Origin of the sequence: Lentisphaera profundi, from assembly GCF_028728065.1 — a bacterium.
GTDB lineage: Bacteria > Verrucomicrobiota > Lentisphaeria > Lentisphaerales > Lentisphaeraceae > Lentisphaera > Lentisphaera profundi.
On sequence record NZ_CP117811.1, the window covers coordinates 2,696,133 to 2,716,168 of the forward strand.

Sequence of the window (20,036 nt, forward strand, 5' to 3'; positions counted from 1 at the left end):
AAAAATAAACATACAGGTAAGATATGAAAAAAATAAACACTTTTAGAACTTGGCTATTGCTCAGTTTTTCATTGTCAATAATCCCATTATACGCCAATGCAGAATTAATTAGCGAAGGGGAAAAAACTTACGACGCTAATTGCGCTGCCTGCCATCAAAAAAAGGGTATTGGTCAAGTGGGCCTTGCTCCAAGTATTGGCAATAGAGATTTCCTTGCTATCGCCTCCGATGACTTTATCAAAAGTGTTATTGCTCAAGGTCGAGCAGGTACTGCAATGGTGGCTCGCCCTGATTTATCTGGACAGAAAGTCGATGCTATAATTGCCTTTTTACGTTCTTTGCCTATTTCTAATCCCAAAGTTATCAAAGTTGATAATTCCTTGAAATTTACAGGTGATATTAAGAAAGGTGCCGACCATTACCTTAAGTTCTGTTCTTCTTGTCACGGTACAGAAGGACAGGGATATTCCTATGGTGGTCCAGGACCTGGTATTGGACTCCCTAGTTTTTTAAACCAAGCATCTGATGATTTTATTTTTCAAACTCTCAAACATGGACGTTCGGGTACCGCAATGCTTAGCTTTATAGGTGCTACTGGCTTAGCTAACCTAAGTGAACAAGATGCCAAAGACATCATCGTTTTTTTGCGCAATATTGATAAGACTACCACAACTAAAACATCGGCTCCTACTGGCGCATCACAATATTCACTCTGTGTGAGTTGTCACGGCCAAAACGCAGAAGGGAATATCGCTCTGAAAGCTCCTGCTCTCCAACATTTAAGTGAAGACTATATCGTTAAGAGCTTAAAAAAATTCAAATTAGGCGCTCGTGGTTATGACCCTAAAGATATTAATGGCGCCACAATGAAAAGCATGGCGGGTATGATTGCTGATGACAAAACCATGGTGATGGTAGCCAAACACATAAAAAGCTTAGCTGTAAAAACACCCGCAGCCACCATCAAAGGTGATGCCACTTCTGGTGCCGCTCTTTACGCCATGTGTGTCGCCTGCCATGGCGCTAATGGCGAAGGTAATCCTCTACTTAAAGCTCCTGCACTCGCAGGGCAAGCTGATTGGTACATTGTTGCTCAACTCAAGAACTATAAAGCGGGCTTACGCGGTGTTCATGCTGGCGATCCCGAGGGTGCCTTAATGCGCCCAATGTCGATGATTTTAGCCAATGATCAAGCCATCAATGATGTTGCCGCACATATACAAAATTTATCAAAAAATAAGAGGTCAAAATAATGAAACGACGTTCATTTATAAAAGGCTCAGCCGCCATGGGTGCGGCCGCTGGTGTATCAGGAAGCAAAGGCTGGGCAGTTCCCGGCAGTGATAAGATTGAACTTGAAGGGAAAAAGTGCGCTACTAATTTACTGGCTGCTTGTCCTTATTGTGGTGTGGGTTGTGGTACCATTATTCAGACGAAAAATGGCAAAATCACTAATATCCTCCCCGATAAAGATCACCCCACTAACAAAGGTTTACAGTGTATCAAGGGCCTCACCTCTGCTGAAGCCATCTACGTAAATCGCTTAACAAAACCTCTCATTCGAAAAGATATGTCCGATCCTCATACTGGACATATTTCAAAGACAAAAGGCTCTTATGACCCCAAACATTTCCGCGAAGCAACTTGGGAAGAAGCTGACGAGTTAATTACGGATAAAATAGTTGAATTAGTACAGGAATATGGTGGTAACTCTATCGGACTCTACGGTTCTGGACAACTTCCCGTTGAAGGCCAATACTTAGAAAACCTCTTCATGAAGGGGGTTTTAGGTTCTAACACAATCGAAGCTAACGCTAGAATGTGTATGACTTCAGCTGTTACGGGTTACTTCAAGGCTTTGGGCTCTGATACGCCTCCGACCTGCTACGATGATATCGAAATTTCAGATATGATCTGTTTTTGGGGTCACAACGCTCGCGGTTCACACCCCATTCTCTACTGGCGTGTAGCTGATCATAAATCTAAAAATGATATTCCCACCCTCTGTGTTGACCCACGCCGTACAGGTACGGTAGCAGGGCTCGAGGAAATCAACCCTGAAAACAGTACACATTTCCCCACCATTAATGGGGATATCTCCATTCATAATGCCATTGCTTATGCGATCATGGAAAAACATCCTGAAGCAGTCGATTGGAATTTACTTAAAAATCACACCACTGGTTGGGAAACTTACGTAGAAGAAGTCAAAAAAGACTACCGTCCTGAAGATGTAATTGATCGTACCATGATTCCAGCTGAAGAAATCTATGCACTAGCTGCAACTTGGGCCGAAGCCTCGATCAAAGGTAAAAAACGTGGTCAAGGTGGCGTGCTTGCCTTCTGGGGCATTGGCTATAATCAACACCTACATGGTCAGCATAATACGATGAGTCTTATTAACCTCATGGCTTTAACGGGTAATATTGGTCGTCCTGGTTGCGGACCGCATTCTCAAACGGGTCAGCCTAACGCCATGGGTGAACGTCTCACTGGTGGCCTCACTGGTCGCCTACCCTTTAATATCGGACTTGATGACGATAAGCACCGTGCTGTAATGGCCGAAGCTTGGGGCGTTCCCAAAGCCCGTCTCGATGCCGTTGCGAGTGCCGCAAATCCTGGTATGGCAGTCGGCATGATGGAACGCGCTCTTAAAGGTGAAGTCAAAGCCATGTTTATGATCTATGCTACGCATATTGACCTCCCAGATGCTTATAACTTATCGCGCCCAGCGATGACCAAAATGTTCACCGTCTCTCAAGAGATCTACAAAGACGCACCAAATAATCTTTACTCAGATATCATTCTACCTGCAGCTACTTGGGGTGAATGGGTCGGTGGAACCTACGTTCAGTCCGAACGTCGTTTCTACGTTTGCGATGGTACCGCCAACCCGGTGAAAGGTTGCCGTCCAGATATGGATATGGTCATCGATAAAATTAAATCAATCGGTGAAAAATTAGGTCTTGATCCCAAAAAGATCGCACCTTATGAACGCAAAGAAAATGGTTATTATGATCCTGAAGAAGTCTTCCGCGATTTCCTTAAAGCCTCTAAGGGAACAGATGCCGACCTTACTGGAATTCTAGAAGTAGAAAAAGAAACGGGTAAATCTCCCTACCAACAAATTCGTGACCTACGTGGTATTCAATGGCCTGCACCTACTGCGGCTATTGCAAAAGCAGGGGGAACTAAACGTCGTTATATGGGTCAAGAATCGTACTGGCCAGATAAACCCTATGCAGAATTTCGACACCCTGATGGTAAACTGCATATCCACATGTGCCGTCAGGATTATAGCAACTATAAGGAAGTCACCGACGAACTCAAAAAACTCGGTACAGATCCTAATTACTTTGCTATTGATCACCTCGATGTACTCGTGAAGGCCCGTGATGCTGGCTTGACTCCCGAGCTTCCGGACAAGGACTTCCTCGGTAAAAAAATCGGTACTGTCCCCAAAGACAAATTCCCCTTCTGGTGGGCTACTGGCGTAGTTTACGAGCATTTCCATACTGCGAAAACCATCCGTGCGGGTACTACGAAGAAACTCGTCCCAGAAATGTATGTGGAAATGCACCCTGAAGACGCCGCAGAGCTAGGTGTGAAAGATGGTCAGTGGGTCAAAGTCATTACGCGACGTAATAATCCCAATGATAAAAATAACGAAGCCTATATAGAAGCTCGTGTTTCAATCGGTCTCGACTCGGTAGTTAAGCCGGCTCGTAACACAGTTCCCAAGGGCTTTCTTTTTAGTCCCTGGAATCTCTCTGTTGCCGATAGTGCCGACCCTGCGAAAAATCGCTGGTTAGCTAATGGCACGACTCACCGCGCCTTCGACCCTGTCTCAGGCCAGGCAGACTTCAAAAAGAATGCCTGTAGAATTGAACCCTTAAGCTAAACTACTGAGCAGTGAGAGTGCCACTCTTGCTGCTCGTAGTTTATGAGCTTTTAGTTTAGGAAAAAAATGAAATTAAGTCGTAAAAGATTTTTACTGAGTTTCGCTGCGGGGGTGGTCCTACCACTGCTGATACCTTTGATTGATAAGCTCCCAAAAAATTCACGCTTAAAAAGGTTCTTACGTCCCCCGGGTGCAGGTTCTGAAAAAGAATTTCTCAAGGCCTGTATAGGCTGTGGCGAATGTGCTAATGTTTGTCCCAATAAGTGTATTGAAATGCATGGACTTGATCAAGGTTTAGAGAATTTAGCAACGCCAAAAATAATTGCACGTTCAAGAGCCTGTACACTGTGCATGGCCTGTACTCAAATTTGTCCTACTGATGCCCTCAAGAAACTTGAGCCTACTGAGGAAGGAATGAAAGCCGTCGATATGGGTAAAGCCTACCTTTCTACTGATATCTGTTATTCCTTTCATGGTCGTACCTGCGGTGTTTGCTACCGTGCTTGTCCTCTCCCTGGTGTTGCTATGACCATTGGTCTTTTTGAGCAACCGACTATCCATCAAGATGCCTGTGTCGGCTGTGGACTTTGCGAGAGTGCCTGCATTCACATGCCACAAGCTGTACGAATTGTTCCAAAGCATGAACTAGAGGCCATGAAACCTCGTAATGAGCTCGCATTTATTAAGGTTCCAAAATAATGAAAAAGAAATTTATCACTGGCAAAAAACTTCTGATTTTTTCAGTTATTTCCCGTAGCTTGGTTCTATTATTACTTTGCCTCTTAGCGATGTGGACCGAATACCTCAACTTAAAAGTTGGTTACAATAATGCTCGCTTGGTAGAATTAAGTGCGGGAAGTGATCGCCCTATCTATGGTAAATTACTACGACAATTCTATGAAAGTTCTGATGCCTTTTTTTCATTTTTTGGTGATCCTATTCAAGTTATGCAAAGCAATGGTGGCATGACTTGGTCGATTCGCCTCATGGGTGTCCCCTTTAGTGATCCTGTTGCAGGGATGGCTCTGATTGCTCGTAATCATACCCTGCCATTAAGTTTTGGCTTAGGCTTAATCATTCCACTCACAATTGTTTTACTTTTCGGACGTGTATTCTGTTCCTATATATGTCCTGCTTCTCTAGTCTTTTTTATTGCCGCTCGTATAAGACGTTACCTCGGTAAATTCTTTATTTTTCCCGAATTCAATACCAGCCCAGCTTTAGCTTGGGGTATCCTTTGTGGTGGCTTGCTTTGCTCGACATTATTTGGTTATGGTATCTGGACGCTCATTTTACCTTACTTTGCGATTGGCCAAACTATTTTTCATGGCCTTGCTTTTGGGACCCTATCCGTCACTATCATTTCACTTGCCTTCTTTCTCACTTTTGACCTTATACTCGGTCAACAATTTACCTGTAGGAACCTTTGTCCCACGGGACGTCTTTTGGGCTTTCTTGGACAAAAATCAAAGGTTATTATTAAGCGTGATGCCTCACAATGTGTTGACTCGTGTCATTCATGTACTCAAATCTGCCCTCTCAAAGTGGATCCCAAAAAAGACGAAACGCGCGATTGCTCCTTATGTGGAGAATGCCTCAGTGTCTGCCCATCCAAATGCCTTAGCGTAGGAATCAGAAAAAAATGAAATCACTCCGCCATTTTATCTTATTAAGTTTCATCTTGGGCCTAAGTGCCTCACTCTATGGCCATCACTTCAAAGGGCTACCTCACTTTTCTTACTTTGAAAATTATCCGCAGATCCCCGTCGATGAATACATCGGCCAATGCGATTCCTACGAGTTCTCTCTCGTTATTTATGATTTTCAGGGCATCAATAAACTCGATGCTCAACAACCCGATGATGTCCGACTCTTTCTAGTCATCTTCAATTTGCTCGAAAATAAAACTTATCAAGGTCCCGTAACGCTGAAAGTCATGGATGGTGAGACAGAAGTTCAATCGGAATATTTTCCAAATTCTGTCGAAGAAAGTATCTATACGCTACAACGCAATCTCAGTGAAACGGGTGATTTTTCACTCAAGGTTATATTACATGACCCTGCAGGTAAACTTGAAGGCACGATCCCCTTTCTTCTCTCCAATCAAAAAATTAACTGGGCACTATGGATTTCCGGCTCACTCTGTTTGATCATCGTTTGTGTAGCTTATGGTTCACGCCAAGCTCGCCTCAAACAAGATCGCAAAGAAAACCATCAAGCACAAATACTTAAGCCTAGGGATTAAAATGAATTACTCACTGCTCGCTCAAGAACAAAGTGTAAGTAAAATTGCTGATGCGGTTATGCAAAGTTGCTGTTCTCAATCAGTTCAAGGTATTCCGAACTGGTTAGCCTCCGCAAGTATTGCTGCCATACTCATTTTTTCACATATTTTTATTAACAGTAAGGCCTCCTTTAAAATCAAATCTTATTGGACCTTTAATCTCTTTGAGAAATTCCCCTTACTACTCAAAATTGTTAAAAAAAATAGCTTCCCTTTAATAATCCAGTCGCTCTCTATTTTTCTCTTTCTTTTTATAATTTTTGCGGGCTTTTTTGGAAGTCAACGCATTAGTATTGTGCCGATGTTAGTGTGGACTATATGGTGGATTTTATTGATTTTTCTAGCCGCGGGTTTTGCCACAACTTTCTGTGCTATATGTCCTTGGGAAGGACTCAGTTCGATCATTAGTTCGCTCTCTTTACGCTCACGTAAAAAGAAAATTGGCTTTGAAATGAAATGGCCAAAAAAACTTAAGAATGTCTATCCCGCTCTCGGTCTTTTTGTCTTCCTCACTTGGCTAGAACTCGGCATTGATGATATGACTAAATCTCCTTCTATGTCCGCAATTATGGGGCTCATTTTTTTAGCTATAGCCATATTGACGGTTAGCATATTTGAAAAAAGAGTTTTTTGTCGATACCTCTGTATGGTTGGTCGCATTAGTGGACTTTATGCCATGTTTAGCCCTCTCGAACTTCGCGGTAAATCCATGGATGTCTGCAATGCTTGTACAACGAAAGATTGTTTACGTGGCAATGAAAAAGCGACTGGTTGCCCCACCATGCTATTTCCCGGTGGCATCAATGATAATAATTATTGTACGATGTGTACAGAATGTGTACGAGCCTGTCCTCATGATAATATGGCCCTCAATATACGCTCTGTTGCTGCGGACCTTATTCATCGTTCACGCTTTAAAATGGATGAAGCTTTTTTTGCTGTAACTTTGCTTGCTCTCACTAGTTTTCATGGAATCACTATGACTCCATCTTGGAATATTATGGTGGATATGACCCGTGCGATGACGGGTTTAAGCCAAGCCCCCATTTTTAGCTTACTGATGATATTTATGATTCTTATACCGATGGGGATTTTTTGGTTCTCTGCTTGGACAACAAAACAGCTGACTTGCAATCATAAAATGCGAACGAGAGACTTTTTTAAAGCTTTTGCTTACCCACTTATTCCCGTTGCCCTTTTTTATCATTTGGCTCACAATGGCATGCACTTTTTCATGGAAGCTCAGAATATCATCCCTTTGCTTTCAGATCCTATGGGTTGGGGCTGGGACCTTTTCGGTACCGCAACAAAAACATACGCACCCATGCTTTCCTTGACTAGTATTTGGTATCTTCAGGTTATCCTCATTGTCATAGGCCATATTTTTGGTGTTATCGTTGCCGATCGTATTGCCAAAGTTCTCTTTAAGGATCGTAAGAATTTTATTCGCTGTCTTATTCCACAACTAATCGTGATGATTCTTTATTCCAGTTTCAGTATATGGTTAATTGCTCAACCGATGGAAATGCGTACGGGAATGTAAAATGACTATTTCACGTCGACAGTTATTTCGCCTGCGCCCCTCAAAATTGATGGACTTGGCTTTTGAGGATAAAAAAGAATCCAAAATAAAATCATATATTCGTCCCCCTGGGGTCGTAAGTGAGGATTTATTTTTGGATAAATGTGACAATTGTTCGGCTTGTCTTGAAGCGTGCCCTCATGGTGTAATCAAAAAACTTGGACCTGAAGCGGGTAAATTTGAGTATACTCCATATTTAAACCCTCGAGAACTTCCCTGTCATTGGTGTACTGATTTTGATTGTATAAAGGCTTGTCCTTCGGGCGTATTAAGTAAAAATAATGATGAAAAAGTTAAGCCTATAGCGAAAGCCCTTGTCGATATGAATTCATGTCTTATTAGTTTAGGAACAATTTGCGATGAATGTCGTAGTGTATGCCCTTCTGAACTTCGCGCTATTAAAATTTTTGATAGACAAGTTCACATTGATTTGGATAAATGCTCTGGTTGTGGACTCTGTTCCTTTTACTGTGATAATGCCGGTTCCGCAATTAAAATAGAAAATATATAACTATGTGTCAAATGTTAAATGATAAGGAAAAAAGAAATGATTAGCGTTCTTGAAGCTACTCAGCTTATTGAAAAATTTAGCCCCATTTACCCATCTAAAAAACTCGCAACGGCTCTTTGCTCCGAGCATATTCTTCGTGAAAATATTTGTGCTGAACGAGAAAACCCACCTTTTCATCGTATCGCCATGGATGGCATTGCCATCAATTTTCAAAGCTATTTGGATGGCAAAAGATCTTTTCTCATTGAGGGCATTCAAGCTGCTGGTCACGAGCCCCTTGAGCTTAAAAACTTGGAAAATTGTTTTGAAGCTATGACTGGTGGAGTATTGCCTCATCATTGTGATTGTGTGATTCCCATCGAACGCCTAAGTGTGGAAAATGGTGTCGCAAGTTTAGAGACTGGTTTAGAATTGAGTCAATGGCAGAATATTCATAAACATGGCAGTGATCATGCTGCAGGGTTTTTACTCGCTGAAGAAGGAATAAGACTCAAAGTACCCGATATCGCCGTTGCCGCTGCTGCAGGTTATGGATTCTTAGATGTTTCAAAAACTCCTTCTATTGCCATTATTGCGACAGGAGATGAATTAGTCGGCCCAGACGAAGAACTCAAGGCTTGGCAAATCCGTCGCTCCAATACAGTAGCCATCCTCGCAGGCTTAAATGCAGCTGGTTTCACTAAAAGTAATGAATATCACCTCAAAGATGATGAAGCTGAACTTGAAAGAAAACTAGCTGAACTCCTAGAGCAAAACGACATGCTGATTCTTACTGGTGGAGTCTCCATGGGGAAATTCGATTTTGTCCCCCGTGTGCTCGAAAAACTAGGTGTTAATAAAGTTTTTCATAAAGTGGCTCAACGACCAGGCAAACCCTTGTGGTTTGGCGTTAAAGGCCAAAAAACAGTCTTTGGTTTACCCGGTAACCCGGTCTCGGCAGTCATTAATTTTCAGCGTTATATTTTACCTCAATTACAAAAAAGCTCTGCTTGTTTGCCTCAAAAACAGATTCCACTCGCAGTACTCACTAAAGATTTTAAATTCTCTAAAAAGATGACTCGTTTCTTACCCGTTACGACCTATTTTGATGCTAACTCTCGCTTATGTGCGACTCCAAAAGAAACAAATGGCTCTGGTGATTTTGGCGCTTTATCTGGATCTGATGGTTTTTTAGAACTCGAAGCCGAAACTGACCTTTTTCCCGAAGCTTATTCTGCTCCCTTTTATACCTGGTAACTCTATGGAAGTTTTCGATAAATTTACACGACCCATGCGGGATTTAAGGATTTCAGTTATTGATGTCTGTAATTTTCGCTGTTTATATTGCATGCCCCCAGATCAAGATTACGAATTTTTTAAAAATGACGAAAAATTAAGCCCTGATGAATTTGTTCGCTTAGCTAATATTTTCGTAAAACTCGGCGTTCAACGCATACGAATTACTGGTGGCGAACCGCTTTTACATCCCAAACTTAATCAAATTATTTCTGAAATAAACGAAATTGAAAACTTAGTCGATTTATCTATAACCACTAATGCGAGTTTATTAACAGAAAAAGCTCCTTTACTAAAGGAGGCCGGTATTCGTCGTATTACCGTATCCCTTGACTCACTTGATCCAGAAAAATTTAAATTAATGAATGGTGGTAGAGGCAATCTAGATGATGTTTTATCTGGGATTGATACTGCCATCAAATTAGGTTTTAAAGAACTCAAAATTAATACTGTCATCGAAAAAGGCATTAACGAATACCAAATTTTACCGCTCACACGTTATGCTCGCGAAAAAGGACTCATATTAAGATTTATTGAGTTTATGGATGTGGGAAATAAGAATGAATGGAATATGAAAAAAGTATTACCTTCTGCTGAAGTAAGAAAAATTATTAGTTCGGAATTTGAACTCAAGGCACGAGAATCCAACTTTTATGGAGAAGTTGCTGGACGTTATGAATTTGCTGATAAAAAGGGAGAAGTTGGTTTCATATCTTCTGTAACAGAAGCTTTTTGTTCTTCGTGTACAAGAGCCAGAATTTCTTCTGATGGCAAACTTTATACCTGTCTATTTTCCGGACGAGGCTTTGATTTAAAAACCTTACTTCGCGATGGATCAAGTGATCAAAGTATTGCTGAAAAAATTTGTGGGGTTTGGGAAAATCGAAGCAATCGTTATTCTGAAGAACGCCAGGAAGCACTGAAAAATCCACGTACCCACGATATTGTAGAAATGTTTAAAATTGGTGGCTAATTTAAGCCTTTACAAAGCAAAATTAATGGAGTAATTCTTTAGCTGCTTGAGCTATTTGATCTTCTAGATTGTTCATACAGATCCACTGATCACAAAAACGTTGGTAGCAGGCTAAGCATTGAGCTTCTTTTGAACGAATCACTCGGGCATGATTTCCCCAGGGTCCCACTCTAGTTGGCTGAGTTGGTCCAAAAATAACACAAATGGGACGATCTAGCGCACTCGCTATGTGCCCCACGGCGCCTTCACTCGCAATAGTCAGATCTGCTAAACGAATTAAGTCCTGCAACTCTTGGATATTTGTACAACCGGCTAAATTCCAAATGTTTTTTGCAAAAGACTCATCTAATTTAAACTTAATAATTTCTTCATCTATTTCAGCTTTTTTATCAGGTGTTCCAATAAAAATAAATTGGGCTTGTGGGTAGTCTTTTTTTATTAATTGCGCTGATCGCAAATAGTTCTGAACTGGGTAATCTTTTGTTTCCCAAGAAGTATAGGGACTCATTAAAATGACTTGCTGAGATTTATCCTCGAGGGCATTTTTTAATTCTTCGGGAAGTTTCTTCTTTAGTATGGCTTCTCCACCCTCTTTCAAATAAATTTTTGGAAAGAATTTATCAGCTTCAATTCCAGCTAATTTTAGTGTTCCTTTAAGCTCATCGAGCGCGTGATCATTTTTATCAGCATTTTTAAAACCTTTCAAAAAGGGTTTCTTTCCTTTAAGATATTTTTTCTTGGCCCGACAAAAATAGAGAAAGAAAATACTTCTTTCTATTCCCTGTAGATCTATCGCTAAATCATATTTTTCTTTGCGAACTTCGCGAAGAGCACTCATAAATTGTCCCAAGACTGAGAAAATATTGATTAGGGATTTTTTCATTTTTTGCGCAATCAAAACTTTATCAAAAAGAATAAGTTTATCAATATGAGGATTGTTCTCTACTGCGAGCTTACATGATTTATCCACCATGAAGTGAATTTCAGCTTTGGGGTATTGAGCTCGAGTTGCCTCTATGGCTAGGCTGGAGTGAATTACATCGCCAAGAGAAGTTTGCTTTATTAAAAGGATTTTCATAGGGCACTATACAAAGCAAATTCTGTAGTTCAATAAATAGTATTCAATGATTAAAAAAATCTCAAATTTAGTGATTTTGGACAAGACTCTAAGAAAAAGTAAAGGACTTTTTAATATGAGCTTTGAGCTCGTTTGCGGAGATCGCAAAGTCATGTAGATTAGAAGAATTTTGTAAGCACTTTTAATTTGGAAAATTTTATGGAAGAAAAATTGATTCGCGGCAAAGTAATTGCCGATGAAATTATAAAAGAATTGCACACTGAAGTTAGTTCACTTAGAGAAAAATCTGGCAAAACTCCTGGTTTAGCCGTTGTCCTCGTGGGCGAGGATCCTGCTTCACAAGTTTATGTTAATTCAAAAGAAAAAATGGCTAACTCACTTGGCTATCATTCTGTTAAAATAGTTTTGCCTATTGATTCAAGCCAAGAAGCTGTTTTAGCAGTTGTTGAAGAACTCAATAATGACCCTGCTATTCACGGTATTCTCGTTCAATCCCCACCACCACCACAAATTGATGAAGAGCAAATTATTCTCAATATCAATCCGAAAAAAGACGTCGATGGTTTTCACCCTTCAAATGTTGGACTTGTCTTTACTGGTGCTGAAGAAGGTTTTCGTCCCTGTACGCCTGCGGGTTGCTTAGAGCTACTCAAACGCAGCGGCGTCGAAACCAAAGGTAAACACGCTGTAATAGTTGGTCGTTCCAATATTGTTGGTAAGCCAATGGCTTCACTCATGATTCAGAAAGGCGTTGATGCTACCGTCACTATTTGCCATTCTAGAACTGCTGACTTAGGTGCTGAAATTCGCCGCGCGGATATTGTCGTTGCTGCCGTTGGTATTCCTGAGTTCATTACTGGTGATATGGTTAGCGAAGGTACTGTCGTTATTGATGTAGGTATTAACCGCGTTGATGATGCTAGTCGCCCACGCGGTTATCGTTTATGTGGTGATGTTGATTTTGAGTCTGTGGCTCCAAAAGCTGCACTCATTACTCCTGTTCCCGGTGGCGTTGGTCCGATGACTATTGCAATGTTAATGACGAACACTTTACTAGCCTTTAAACGGATAGAAAATATTGGATAATTTCGATTTTAACCCACGTTTGGATCGCGGTGCCGTACTAGTTATTAGTAAATTACGTGAAGCCGGCTATGAAACTTATTTAGTTGGTGGTGCCGTTCGCGACTTGCTTGTGGGTGAAAATCCTAAAGATTTTGATATCTCGACCAGTGCCACACCCGAAGAAATAAGTGCCGTTTTCGGAAGAAGAAAGGCTCGAATTATTGGTCGTCGTTTTAAAATTGTTCACGTTTATGAGCGTGGTACCATTTATGAAGTAGCCACTTTCCGTCGTACCCCAAATGAAAAAGAACGCTCTGCGCGTCCTAGTGACGATGGCGAGATTGTTTGGCGTGATAATGTATGGGGTTCACCTGAAGAAGATGCTAATCGCCGAGACTTCACGGTAAATGCTTTATTTTTAGACCCTACTAACAAAAACAAAATTATTGATTTTTGTGGTGGCATTGCTGATATAGAGGACAAAAAAGTTCGTTCTCTTGGCGATCCTATGGTTCGTTTTACTGAAGACCCAGTGAGAATGTTGCGAGCTGTGAAACTAAAGGCTCAGTATGGTTTTGATTTTGAGCCAGATGTTGAAAAAGCGATTCGCGAATTAGCTCCAAAAATCACTTTGGTTTCACAAAGAAGACTCTACGAAGAAATTTTAAAAATTACCTATAAGCCCTACATGGCTAAAACCATGGATGCTTGTCACCAGTCAGGACTTTTAGAACATATAATGCCTAATCTTTCTGATATTCTTTCAAGTGACGATAGAGACGTTTACCTTAATATTCTCAATGAAAGAGATGTTATGATTACCAAGGGTAGCACTTTATCGAGAGCTTATTCACTCCCCATTTTAGCTTACCGCTATGTTGAGAAACGTTTGAATCCTGGTTCTAAGTTCGGAGATAACTGGGAACACCGTGAGGGTATTGACCGAGAATTGCGTCACGCCGTTAATGATTTTATGAAGCCTCATAATATGACTCGTATCATTGCCGCACGTGTTAAAGATGTGATAATGATGCAGGGACGTATTCTAAACGCTCATAATATTGGTAAAATTAAACGTCACCCTGAGTTCTTTTATGCTTCTTTACTTTACCGTACAATGGCACCTCATTTGGATTGGCCTGAAGCTGACTTTTTACCTGAACCACGTTTAAGCTCTCATCATAAACCTGGAAACAAACCAAAATCCAAAAATCGTCGAAACCCAAGAAAAGATAAACAAGAACCCGATAAGTAATGAAAGTTCCGAAAGCTATATCGATAAGCTTACCTATTTTAATTTTGGCTATAGCAGTTTATTTTTCGGGACAATATTTACAAAAAAAATCCGATCTTAAATTTTCTAAAACTGAAGTTAAAAAAGTTGAAAGATTAGAGGCTAAGAAAACACTTGTTGAGCCTCTAATAGAAAGGTTTAAGTACCTTTCTATAGAAGATAATCATAAAGCTGAAAAATCAGCTTATCGTTTTCCTTCTGTTTCACGAGTACGAGTTGGACTTGTTTATGAAATGAATAAGGGAAAAACGCTTTGGTCGTCAGGTGCCAATAAATCTGTTCCCATTGCTTCACTCACAAAGTGTTTAACTATTTTGACTGTTTTAGACCATATAAAAGCTAATCCACAACACAGTTTGCTTGACCAAGTCCTTATCTCAAAAAGCTCAATGCAAACGTCATCGAGCTCCTTTTTGAGAAAGTATCCCAAAGATACCATAAGTGTTGAGGAACTACTAATTTCTGCCATGGTGAAAAGTGCTAATGATTCCTGCCAACTTTTAGCTGAATATTTTGGTCATGGTAATTCCAACAATTTTATTGCTATGATGAATTTAAAAGCTAAAGAATTGGGAATGAAGCAAACTAAAATTTCGAATGCTCACGGTTTACCTTTTAATAGAGAAAGACCCGAATTAGATAATCATTCCTCTATGAGTGATCTGCTACATTTAATAAGAAAAAGTATTCATGATTACCCGATGATACTTAAATGGACTTCTTCACGTGAAGTTTTACTGCCAAAAAACTCTCGTAAGCCTGTACGCCTAGGCAATACCAACCCTCTGCTTGGTGTTAAAGGTGTTAATGGTTATAAGACAGGTTTTACTATTAATGCAGGCTGGTGCCAAATTGTAAGCGTTCGCTCAAATGGAAAATTTTATTTTATGGCTATTACTGGTTGTCCAAGTAAAAATACTCGTGACGTAACTATGAGAGCACTTTTAAATTGGGCTGTGAGAGTTCCATGACTTATCAAACATTTCTCGATGACAAGGTTTCACCTTATATACTTAAATCTCTTAAATCTAATCAATCAGGTCACGCATGGATTGTTTCTGGTGCGGATGTTGAGTATTTAAACGAATTTGTACAAGGATGGATTGAAGTAATGATCTGTTTGGATCGTGGCGAAGATGGAAGTCCTTGTGGTGTTTGCGAAGCCTGCAAAAGACATAAGTTAGGGATACATAATTGCAATACTTTAAAACCTATGTCTTTATCACGCTCTATACTGACTGACCACATTCGACAATTCATCTCTAAGTTTGGCTATAAGCCACTTCCCTGGGAAATTAAGATAGGGATCATTTACGAAGCTGATTGTATGCTTGAACAGGCACAAAATGCCTTTCTAAAGACTTTAGAGGAACCTCCACCACAAACTTGTTTTTTCTTAGTCTCTAATAAGGCAGATTCACTTTTAGATACAATTCGTTCTCGCTGCCGTACTTTAAACCTTAATCGCGAGAGTTTTTCTTACCTCAATAAACCTTGGTTTTCTGAATTACAGGAAATTTTACAAAATTTAAAGCCCGCTAACGGCATTAATAGTGCTTGGATTGGTGGAAGTAAACTAAACTCTTTAATGGCTTCTCTACGCACTCAAGCAGAGTTAGAAATAATGAGTGATTTGGAAAATGAAGAAGAAGATGAGAATGAAAAAGCTGGCGATAGAAAAAAACGCTTAGAACTCGCTATAAAAACAAAAATGTTAGAAGAAAGAGAGTGTTTAATTAATGCTTTAGAACTATGGTTTTGTGACTTGCTAAAATTAAGCCAAAAACTAAGTTCTAGTGCTTGTTTTGATATACCTTGGGCCGCAGATATTAGCTGGGATCGCGCATTAAAAAGCTTCGAAGATTTTCAAACTTTAAAGGATAATTTAAAAGCTCCCATGGGTCATAATGAGGCTATTATTAATTTTGTGTCAAAACTATGTAAAGCTTAAAATTTCGATTTGATCAATTAAAAAATGTATAATAACACTATATTTATTAACAAGTTATTAACAGGCTTATTTTTAATAGTTAGTATTTTTTTATTTTATATAAGTTACTCATAATGAATACTTTATGTTAATTATTAAAATATAAGTAATATAATTATTTCAAATAATACAAAACTGTTAACAATCATAAAGCACTTATTTATCAAGACTTTGCATCAATACTAAGTATAATAATAAAAGACTAAACTTAATAAAATGAAAAATAAAAAACTAAGCCTACGCTCATCATCAGAAAGGGGAAATAAAGAAATTATTTTTATTGACCGCGACCTTCTTATTACTTATTCTGGAGATGTTTGTTATAGATCTATAGATTATCAACTTAATAGTAGTCATTTAGATAAATTTAACTCATCAAAATATGGTGATTTAGAATTCATTTTAGTTCACCATGCAAAGGAGTTAGCTCTCTCTCATCAAACCCTCGATCAACTAGATAAAATAGATAAAACTTTGAAAGAATTAATAAAAGATAAATCAAGTAAATTACTCGATCAACTCAATTGTATCCATCATGAAGATGCTGATGGAAATGAAGCTTTAAGTGTAAGTTGCTCCTGTCACCCTCGCAAAGGAGGATTATTTTTGGATGCTGCAGTAAAATATTCTCTTAGTTTAAGTCAATGTCATTATTTATCTATAAAAGATGAATTTGCGGAAGTCGCAAAAGGCTTTGGAATAAGTATTTTAAAAATAGATAATCTTTAAGGTTTATATAATGAGTAATGCAAAAGAAATTATTGATCCCCTTGATTGGGAAATTATTGAGAAGCTCCGTGAAAATGGACGCTTGTCAAATTCTGCCATTGCTCGTGAACTCAATGTAACAGAGGGAACGGTTAGACATAGAGTGAAGCGTTTAACTGAGAAAGGTATTTTAAAAATATCCGGAGCCGTAAAACCTGGCTATGTGGAAAAAGAGCTTCTCGTTGTTTTAGGTGTAAGTATATCTGAATCAAGTAAACTTCGTACTGCTTTTGAAAAGATCACCAAACTCCCCGAAGTACGTACGACTTTTATTACTTCAGGACGCTACGATTTTATGATTGTCGTGGCGGTTCGTGGTAACCGTGGACTCATTAATTTCTTGACCACTTCTATTGCTGGTGTGAAAGAAATTATTAATACAGAAAGTTTTATCGTTTTAAAAACTGATAATTACTGGATTTAAGCAAAATAATTAAGCTCGGTCGTTTAGCAGATGCTGTACTAAGTCTATTTGAGCCTTTTTAATGAGAATACTGAACTTATTCGAACACCACTCCATTTTATTCAACTGATCGTCTAGACGCTATTATTGCTTACTAGAAACCATTTATACCTAAAATCATTAAAGACCTAGCTGAGCTTCTTCCTAGGCCTTATAACTTAGATATTATTTGGGCAATGGATTTTCCTACTCTTAAACAAAAACTATTTTATAAAAATACTGTACAGTCATCCCATAGAGCAGGAAAAACTGACTCTTTAATACATTTCCCTGTGTAAATACCTTCTATTTATTAGATGGATGTTTTGGTTTTGATTAAGGCTCAGTCATTGGCTGTCCCATAGATTTATGTAAATCCCGGCAAATACTGCTGAGGAGGAGTTGAGTATAGCCTTGGTGGGTCACTGGCTGTCCCACAGGATTTGAGGACTGAGTACAATTCAAGCCTTGACCATAGTACGCCACGGATAACGGTGAATATTCTTGAGAAAGAATATTTCCACTTACTTTGAAATGCTAAAAATCGCAAAAGCACGTAAGTCAATAATGCTGTCCAAACTTGCCACCGAATGGCATTTTCGTTATGGCCAAGGAAATCAGATATTTGCAATGTTTGTTTGATCTGTTTGAAAAACACTTCGATTCCCCAACGTGATTTATAGATTTGTGCGACTGAACTGGGAGCCCATTTAAAGTTGTTAGTAATGAAAACCATTTTCTTAAGTTTTCCGTCAATTTCTACTTCAGCTTCGACAAGTCGTAATTCTGTCGGGTAATGCAGTTGAGTTTTCGTACCTTTGAGACGAATACGCTGATCACGGATGATAGAACCTTTGGCTTCAGAGATATTTTCAATAATCTCGTAGCTCATATTATCTTTTGCCCGAGTAACCCAAAATACTTTACGTTCATTGAGGTGAAAGAGATGTTTATAATCCACGTAAGCCTTATCAAAAACCACTATTTCTCCAGGTAACATTCCTGCACATAATTCCTTTGCTTCCGTTGAATCATGAGTGTTCGCAGCTTTTACAATAGCGAAAGAAGGTAAGAAATTTTGTAAGTTAAGCTTCATGTGACATTTAGCCGCAGCTTTACGACGACGATGTTTTGCCCATGGCATACAATTAGCAACAAGCTGGATAGTTGTAGAATCCACCGCGTGAATTGCTTTTTTGAAACGTCTAGGAAAACCAGTATATTTTTGCTGAATACCAAAGCCCGCATACTTATTCTGTAAGTGATTAAGAACACTCCAGAAAAGTTCTTCTGCCATGTCGGCATTACGAGTTCTATTTGCGTTAGATAAGGTATTTCGTTTCGGGACTGTCGCGCCTCGTATAGGCTCAAGGCTTCCACTATGATTTTGAAGGCTATCGCAAATATCATTTAAGCTCAGAGAATGAGATAACTGAGCATAAAGTAAGGTTAGAACATGGCTCCAAGGACTAAACTTACGAGTTTTGATTCCGTGCTTATCTGCAAGTTTTTGAACTAAATGTCCTGGAATTAATTGGCAGATTTGTTTGAGACTACATACATTACTTTTGTCTGGCTTCATGATGGACTCCTTTTTTTGTCGTTATTAAAAGAAACATCTGAAGCTAGATTTTTCATAGCTTAGTTATTTTTATGGGATGGCTGTGAAAATACTGAATAAATCCTGACTTAATTACTCTAGATTTTTTTGTATATTTTAATCAACTTTACTTGCTTATTGACTATATAAAAACCTTATTAGTATATTGAATACACAGATAGGATTATATTATGAATCGAAGAAATTTTTTATGTTTATCATTATTTCCAATGAATATTATTTTGGCTGATAAGCCTATTATTATTAAAAAGAATAATAAGAAGAAAAGTAATAATAACAATCAAAATCGTAATAAGAAAAAAGTTGTTAAAAAAGACCCTAAACAAGATAAGAAAGTAACAGGTATTATTTATATATCGGATGAGGGTGGAACGCAATCATATAAAATAAAAGCAGATAAAATTTATACACTCTCAGCTAGTCTAGAAGATAAAGTAGATCCCGTTATTGGTAAAAAAGTGACTCTTCATGCAACCGTCTATGAAAATAAAATAATAGGCATAGACCTCATTCAAATTCAAGAAAAGAAAGAAGTCAGTAAAGATAAAAAAAAGGATACTTCTAAAAAATAGTTTATAATGGCTTACTTTAGTAAAATTTATAGAGAGAGTGAATCCTCCATAATTAGCTATTCGTTTAGCTAAAAATGTACTTAGCTTAAACTAATGAGTAATTGGTGCGGTTAAATAGAAACGATTTATTTTAGCTTGAACGACATCGCCGTCCTCCCTCTCTAAAATATAAAATCCTTCCATTGTCCCAAAAGGAGTATCTAAAATTGAGAAGCTTGTGTACTGGTAAGATTCACCAGGAGCAATGAAAGGCATTTCTCCAACAACTCCTTCACCACGAATAATTTTTTCTTCGCCATCAGAATTAATTATTTTCCACATTCTAGATCGAAGTGTTACACCAATCTGCGATTGGTTGATAATACTAATTTCATAGGAGAATAAAAAACGCTTCTCTTGCTCGGAGGAGTGATAAGGCTGATAAACAGGATCAGCAATAACTTTGATTCCCTCTGTAATATTTTCTGATGAGACCTTATTCACGATATGTTCCTTTGATTAGCATCTCTCACTATATTCCATAATTATGACTTTCTAAAAAGAAATCACTGCTTCATTGAAAAAATACAAAAGAAAAATCCTTTCCTTATTATTTAATTCTTTCTATATTATTATAAGTATTAGTTTATTTAATATATAGTATATATAGGGCCTGTTAATAGTGTGAGTAACTTTTTATA

19 protein-coding genes are annotated in these 20,036 nt (G+C 38.7%); 16 read left to right on the top strand and 3 right to left on the bottom strand.

The genetic code is table 11. The annotated features are described in order from the left end of the window. Window positions 1-23 precede the first annotated feature (23 nt). From PQO03_RS11065 to moaA, 9 genes are all read left to right on the top strand, one after another. The gene (locus PQO03_RS11065; RefSeq protein WP_274150323.1) at window positions 24-1,253 is read left to right on the top strand and encodes a c-type cytochrome; all 1,230 of its coding nucleotides are present in this window, start codon (window positions 24-26) and stop codon (window positions 1,251-1,253) included. Next, complete coding sequence (locus PQO03_RS11070; RefSeq protein ID WP_274150324.1) at window positions 1,253-3,901, top strand: molybdopterin oxidoreductase family protein; 2,649 nt, start codon at window positions 1,253-1,255, stop codon at window positions 3,899-3,901. The genes PQO03_RS11065 and PQO03_RS11070 overlap by 1 nt, the downstream gene beginning before the upstream one ends. Window positions 3,902-3,967: 66 nt before the next feature. Beyond that, window positions 3,968-4,600, top strand: coding sequence for a 4Fe-4S dicluster domain-containing protein (locus tag PQO03_RS11075; protein WP_274150325.1), 633 nt, complete (start codon window positions 3,968-3,970; stop codon window positions 4,598-4,600). Beyond that, complete coding sequence (locus tag PQO03_RS11080; protein WP_274150326.1) at window positions 4,600-5,547, top strand: 4Fe-4S binding protein; 948 nt, start codon at window positions 4,600-4,602, stop codon at window positions 5,545-5,547. The genes PQO03_RS11075 and PQO03_RS11080 overlap by 1 nt, the downstream gene beginning before the upstream one ends. Then, entirely contained in the window at window positions 5,544-6,146 is a 603-nt protein-coding gene (locus PQO03_RS11085; protein ID WP_274150327.1) for a hypothetical protein, read from the top strand. The genes PQO03_RS11080 and PQO03_RS11085 overlap by 4 nt, the downstream gene beginning before the upstream one ends. 1 nt (window position 6,147) lies before the next feature. After that, window positions 6,148-7,728, top strand: coding sequence for a 4Fe-4S binding protein (locus PQO03_RS11090; RefSeq protein WP_274150328.1), 1,581 nt, complete (start codon window positions 6,148-6,150; stop codon window positions 7,726-7,728). A gap of 1 nt (window position 7,729) precedes the next feature. Continuing rightward, window positions 7,730-8,278 (top strand): 4Fe-4S dicluster domain-containing protein, encoded by a 549-nt coding sequence (locus PQO03_RS11095; protein WP_274150329.1) that lies wholly within the window; start codon window positions 7,730-7,732, stop codon window positions 8,276-8,278. A 36-nt stretch (window positions 8,279-8,314) separates the two neighbouring features. Beyond that, window positions 8,315-9,514, top strand: coding sequence for a molybdopterin molybdotransferase MoeA (locus PQO03_RS11100; RefSeq protein WP_274150330.1), 1,200 nt, complete (start codon window positions 8,315-8,317; stop codon window positions 9,512-9,514). Next, the gene (gene moaA, locus PQO03_RS11105; protein WP_420792867.1) at window positions 9,504-10,526 is read left to right on the top strand and encodes a GTP 3',8-cyclase MoaA; all 1,023 of its coding nucleotides are present in this window, start codon (window positions 9,504-9,506) and stop codon (window positions 10,524-10,526) included. The genes PQO03_RS11100 and moaA overlap by 11 nt, the downstream gene beginning before the upstream one ends. A gap of 22 nt (window positions 10,527-10,548) precedes the next feature. On the opposite strand, the gene PQO03_RS11110 is transcribed toward moaA, so the two are convergent. Continuing rightward, window positions 10,549-11,604: a glycosyltransferase family 9 protein gene (locus PQO03_RS11110; RefSeq protein WP_274150332.1), complete on the bottom strand. Its 1,056-nt coding sequence runs from the start codon at window positions 11,602-11,604 to the stop codon at window positions 10,549-10,551. Window positions 11,605-11,802: 198 nt separating this feature from the next. On the opposite strand from PQO03_RS11110, the gene folD reads away from it, so the two are divergent. The 6 genes from folD to PQO03_RS11140 all read left to right on the top strand — a co-directional run bounded on the left by folD (window position 11,803) and on the right by PQO03_RS11140 (window position 17,145). Next, window positions 11,803-12,690 carry a bifunctional methylenetetrahydrofolate dehydrogenase/methenyltetrahydrofolate cyclohydrolase FolD gene (folD, locus tag PQO03_RS11115; RefSeq protein ID WP_274150333.1) on the top strand — a complete coding sequence of 296 codons (888 nt, stop codon included), beginning with the start codon at window positions 11,803-11,805 and terminating at the stop codon, window positions 12,688-12,690. Continuing rightward, the gene (gene pcnB, locus PQO03_RS11120) at window positions 12,683-13,924 is read left to right on the top strand and encodes a polynucleotide adenylyltransferase PcnB (RefSeq protein WP_274150334.1); all 1,242 of its coding nucleotides are present in this window, start codon (window positions 12,683-12,685) and stop codon (window positions 13,922-13,924) included. The genes folD and pcnB overlap by 8 nt, the downstream gene beginning before the upstream one ends. Beyond that, window positions 13,924-14,934 carry a D-alanyl-D-alanine carboxypeptidase family protein gene (locus PQO03_RS11125; RefSeq protein ID WP_274150335.1) on the top strand — a complete coding sequence of 337 codons (1,011 nt, stop codon included), beginning with the start codon at window positions 13,924-13,926 and terminating at the stop codon, window positions 14,932-14,934. Before pcnB ends, PQO03_RS11125 begins: the two co-directional genes overlap by 1 nt. Next, window positions 14,931-15,914 carry a hypothetical protein gene (locus PQO03_RS11130; protein ID WP_274150336.1) on the top strand — a complete coding sequence of 328 codons (984 nt, stop codon included), beginning with the start codon at window positions 14,931-14,933 and terminating at the stop codon, window positions 15,912-15,914. Before PQO03_RS11125 ends, PQO03_RS11130 begins: the two co-directional genes overlap by 4 nt. Before the next feature lie 255 nt (window positions 15,915-16,169). Continuing rightward, complete coding sequence (locus PQO03_RS11135) at window positions 16,170-16,682, top strand: HAD family hydrolase (protein WP_274150337.1); 513 nt, start codon at window positions 16,170-16,172, stop codon at window positions 16,680-16,682. 10 nt (window positions 16,683-16,692) lie between these two features. Then, window positions 16,693-17,145: an Lrp/AsnC family transcriptional regulator gene (locus PQO03_RS11140; protein WP_274150338.1), complete on the top strand. Its 453-nt coding sequence runs from the start codon at window positions 16,693-16,695 to the stop codon at window positions 17,143-17,145. Between the two features lie 385 nt (window positions 17,146-17,530). Here the strand turns inward: PQO03_RS11140 and PQO03_RS11145 are convergent, their stop codons facing one another. Beyond that, window positions 17,531-18,745 carry an IS4 family transposase gene (locus PQO03_RS11145; protein WP_274149601.1) on the bottom strand — a complete coding sequence of 405 codons (1,215 nt, stop codon included), beginning with the start codon at window positions 18,743-18,745 and terminating at the stop codon, window positions 17,531-17,533. A gap of 209 nt (window positions 18,746-18,954) precedes the next feature. Between PQO03_RS11145 and PQO03_RS11150 the strand changes: the two genes are divergently transcribed. Then, window positions 18,955-19,356 (top strand): hypothetical protein, encoded by a 402-nt coding sequence (locus PQO03_RS11150; RefSeq protein ID WP_274150339.1) that lies wholly within the window; start codon window positions 18,955-18,957, stop codon window positions 19,354-19,356. A 90-nt stretch (window positions 19,357-19,446) separates the two neighbouring features. Here PQO03_RS11150 and apaG read toward each other — a convergent pair whose 3' ends face one another. Then, entirely contained in the window at window positions 19,447-19,839 is a 393-nt protein-coding gene (gene apaG, locus PQO03_RS11155; protein ID WP_274150340.1) for a Co2+/Mg2+ efflux protein ApaG, read from the bottom strand. Window positions 19,840-20,036: the final 197 nt, after the last annotated feature.

Coding starts and splice junctions, on each gene's coding strand:
- PQO03_RS11065 (WP_274150323.1), top strand. CDS start 24: ATGAAAAAAATAAACACTTTTAGAACTTGGCTATTGCTCAGTTTTTCA.
- PQO03_RS11145 (WP_274149601.1), bottom strand. CDS start 18,745: ATGAAGCCAGACAAAAGTAATGTATGTAGTCTCAAACAAATCTGCCAA.
- PQO03_RS11140 (WP_274150338.1), top strand. CDS start 16,693: ATGAGTAATGCAAAAGAAATTATTGATCCCCTTGATTGGGAAATTATT.
- PQO03_RS11130 (WP_274150336.1), top strand. CDS start 14,931: ATGACTTATCAAACATTTCTCGATGACAAGGTTTCACCTTATATACTT.
- PQO03_RS11100 (WP_274150330.1), top strand. CDS start 8,315: ATGATTAGCGTTCTTGAAGCTACTCAGCTTATTGAAAAATTTAGCCCC.
- PQO03_RS11135 (WP_274150337.1), top strand. CDS start 16,170: ATGAAAAATAAAAAACTAAGCCTACGCTCATCATCAGAAAGGGGAAAT.
- PQO03_RS11150 (WP_274150339.1), top strand. CDS start 18,955: ATGAATCGAAGAAATTTTTTATGTTTATCATTATTTCCAATGAATATT.
- PQO03_RS11095 (WP_274150329.1), top strand. CDS start 7,730: ATGACTATTTCACGTCGACAGTTATTTCGCCTGCGCCCCTCAAAATTG.
- PQO03_RS11085 (WP_274150327.1), top strand. CDS start 5,544: ATGAAATCACTCCGCCATTTTATCTTATTAAGTTTCATCTTGGGCCTA.
- PQO03_RS11110 (WP_274150332.1), bottom strand. CDS start 11,604: ATGAAAATCCTTTTAATAAAGCAAACTTCTCTTGGCGATGTAATTCAC.
- PQO03_RS11075 (WP_274150325.1), top strand. CDS start 3,968: ATGAAATTAAGTCGTAAAAGATTTTTACTGAGTTTCGCTGCGGGGGTG.
- PQO03_RS11080 (WP_274150326.1), top strand. CDS start 4,600: ATGAAAAAGAAATTTATCACTGGCAAAAAACTTCTGATTTTTTCAGTT.
- folD (WP_274150333.1), top strand. CDS start 11,803: ATGGAAGAAAAATTGATTCGCGGCAAAGTAATTGCCGATGAAATTATA.
- PQO03_RS11090 (WP_274150328.1), top strand. CDS start 6,148: ATGAATTACTCACTGCTCGCTCAAGAACAAAGTGTAAGTAAAATTGCT.
- PQO03_RS11070 (WP_274150324.1), top strand. CDS start 1,253: ATGAAACGACGTTCATTTATAAAAGGCTCAGCCGCCATGGGTGCGGCC.
- PQO03_RS11125 (WP_274150335.1), top strand. CDS start 13,924: ATGAAAGTTCCGAAAGCTATATCGATAAGCTTACCTATTTTAATTTTG.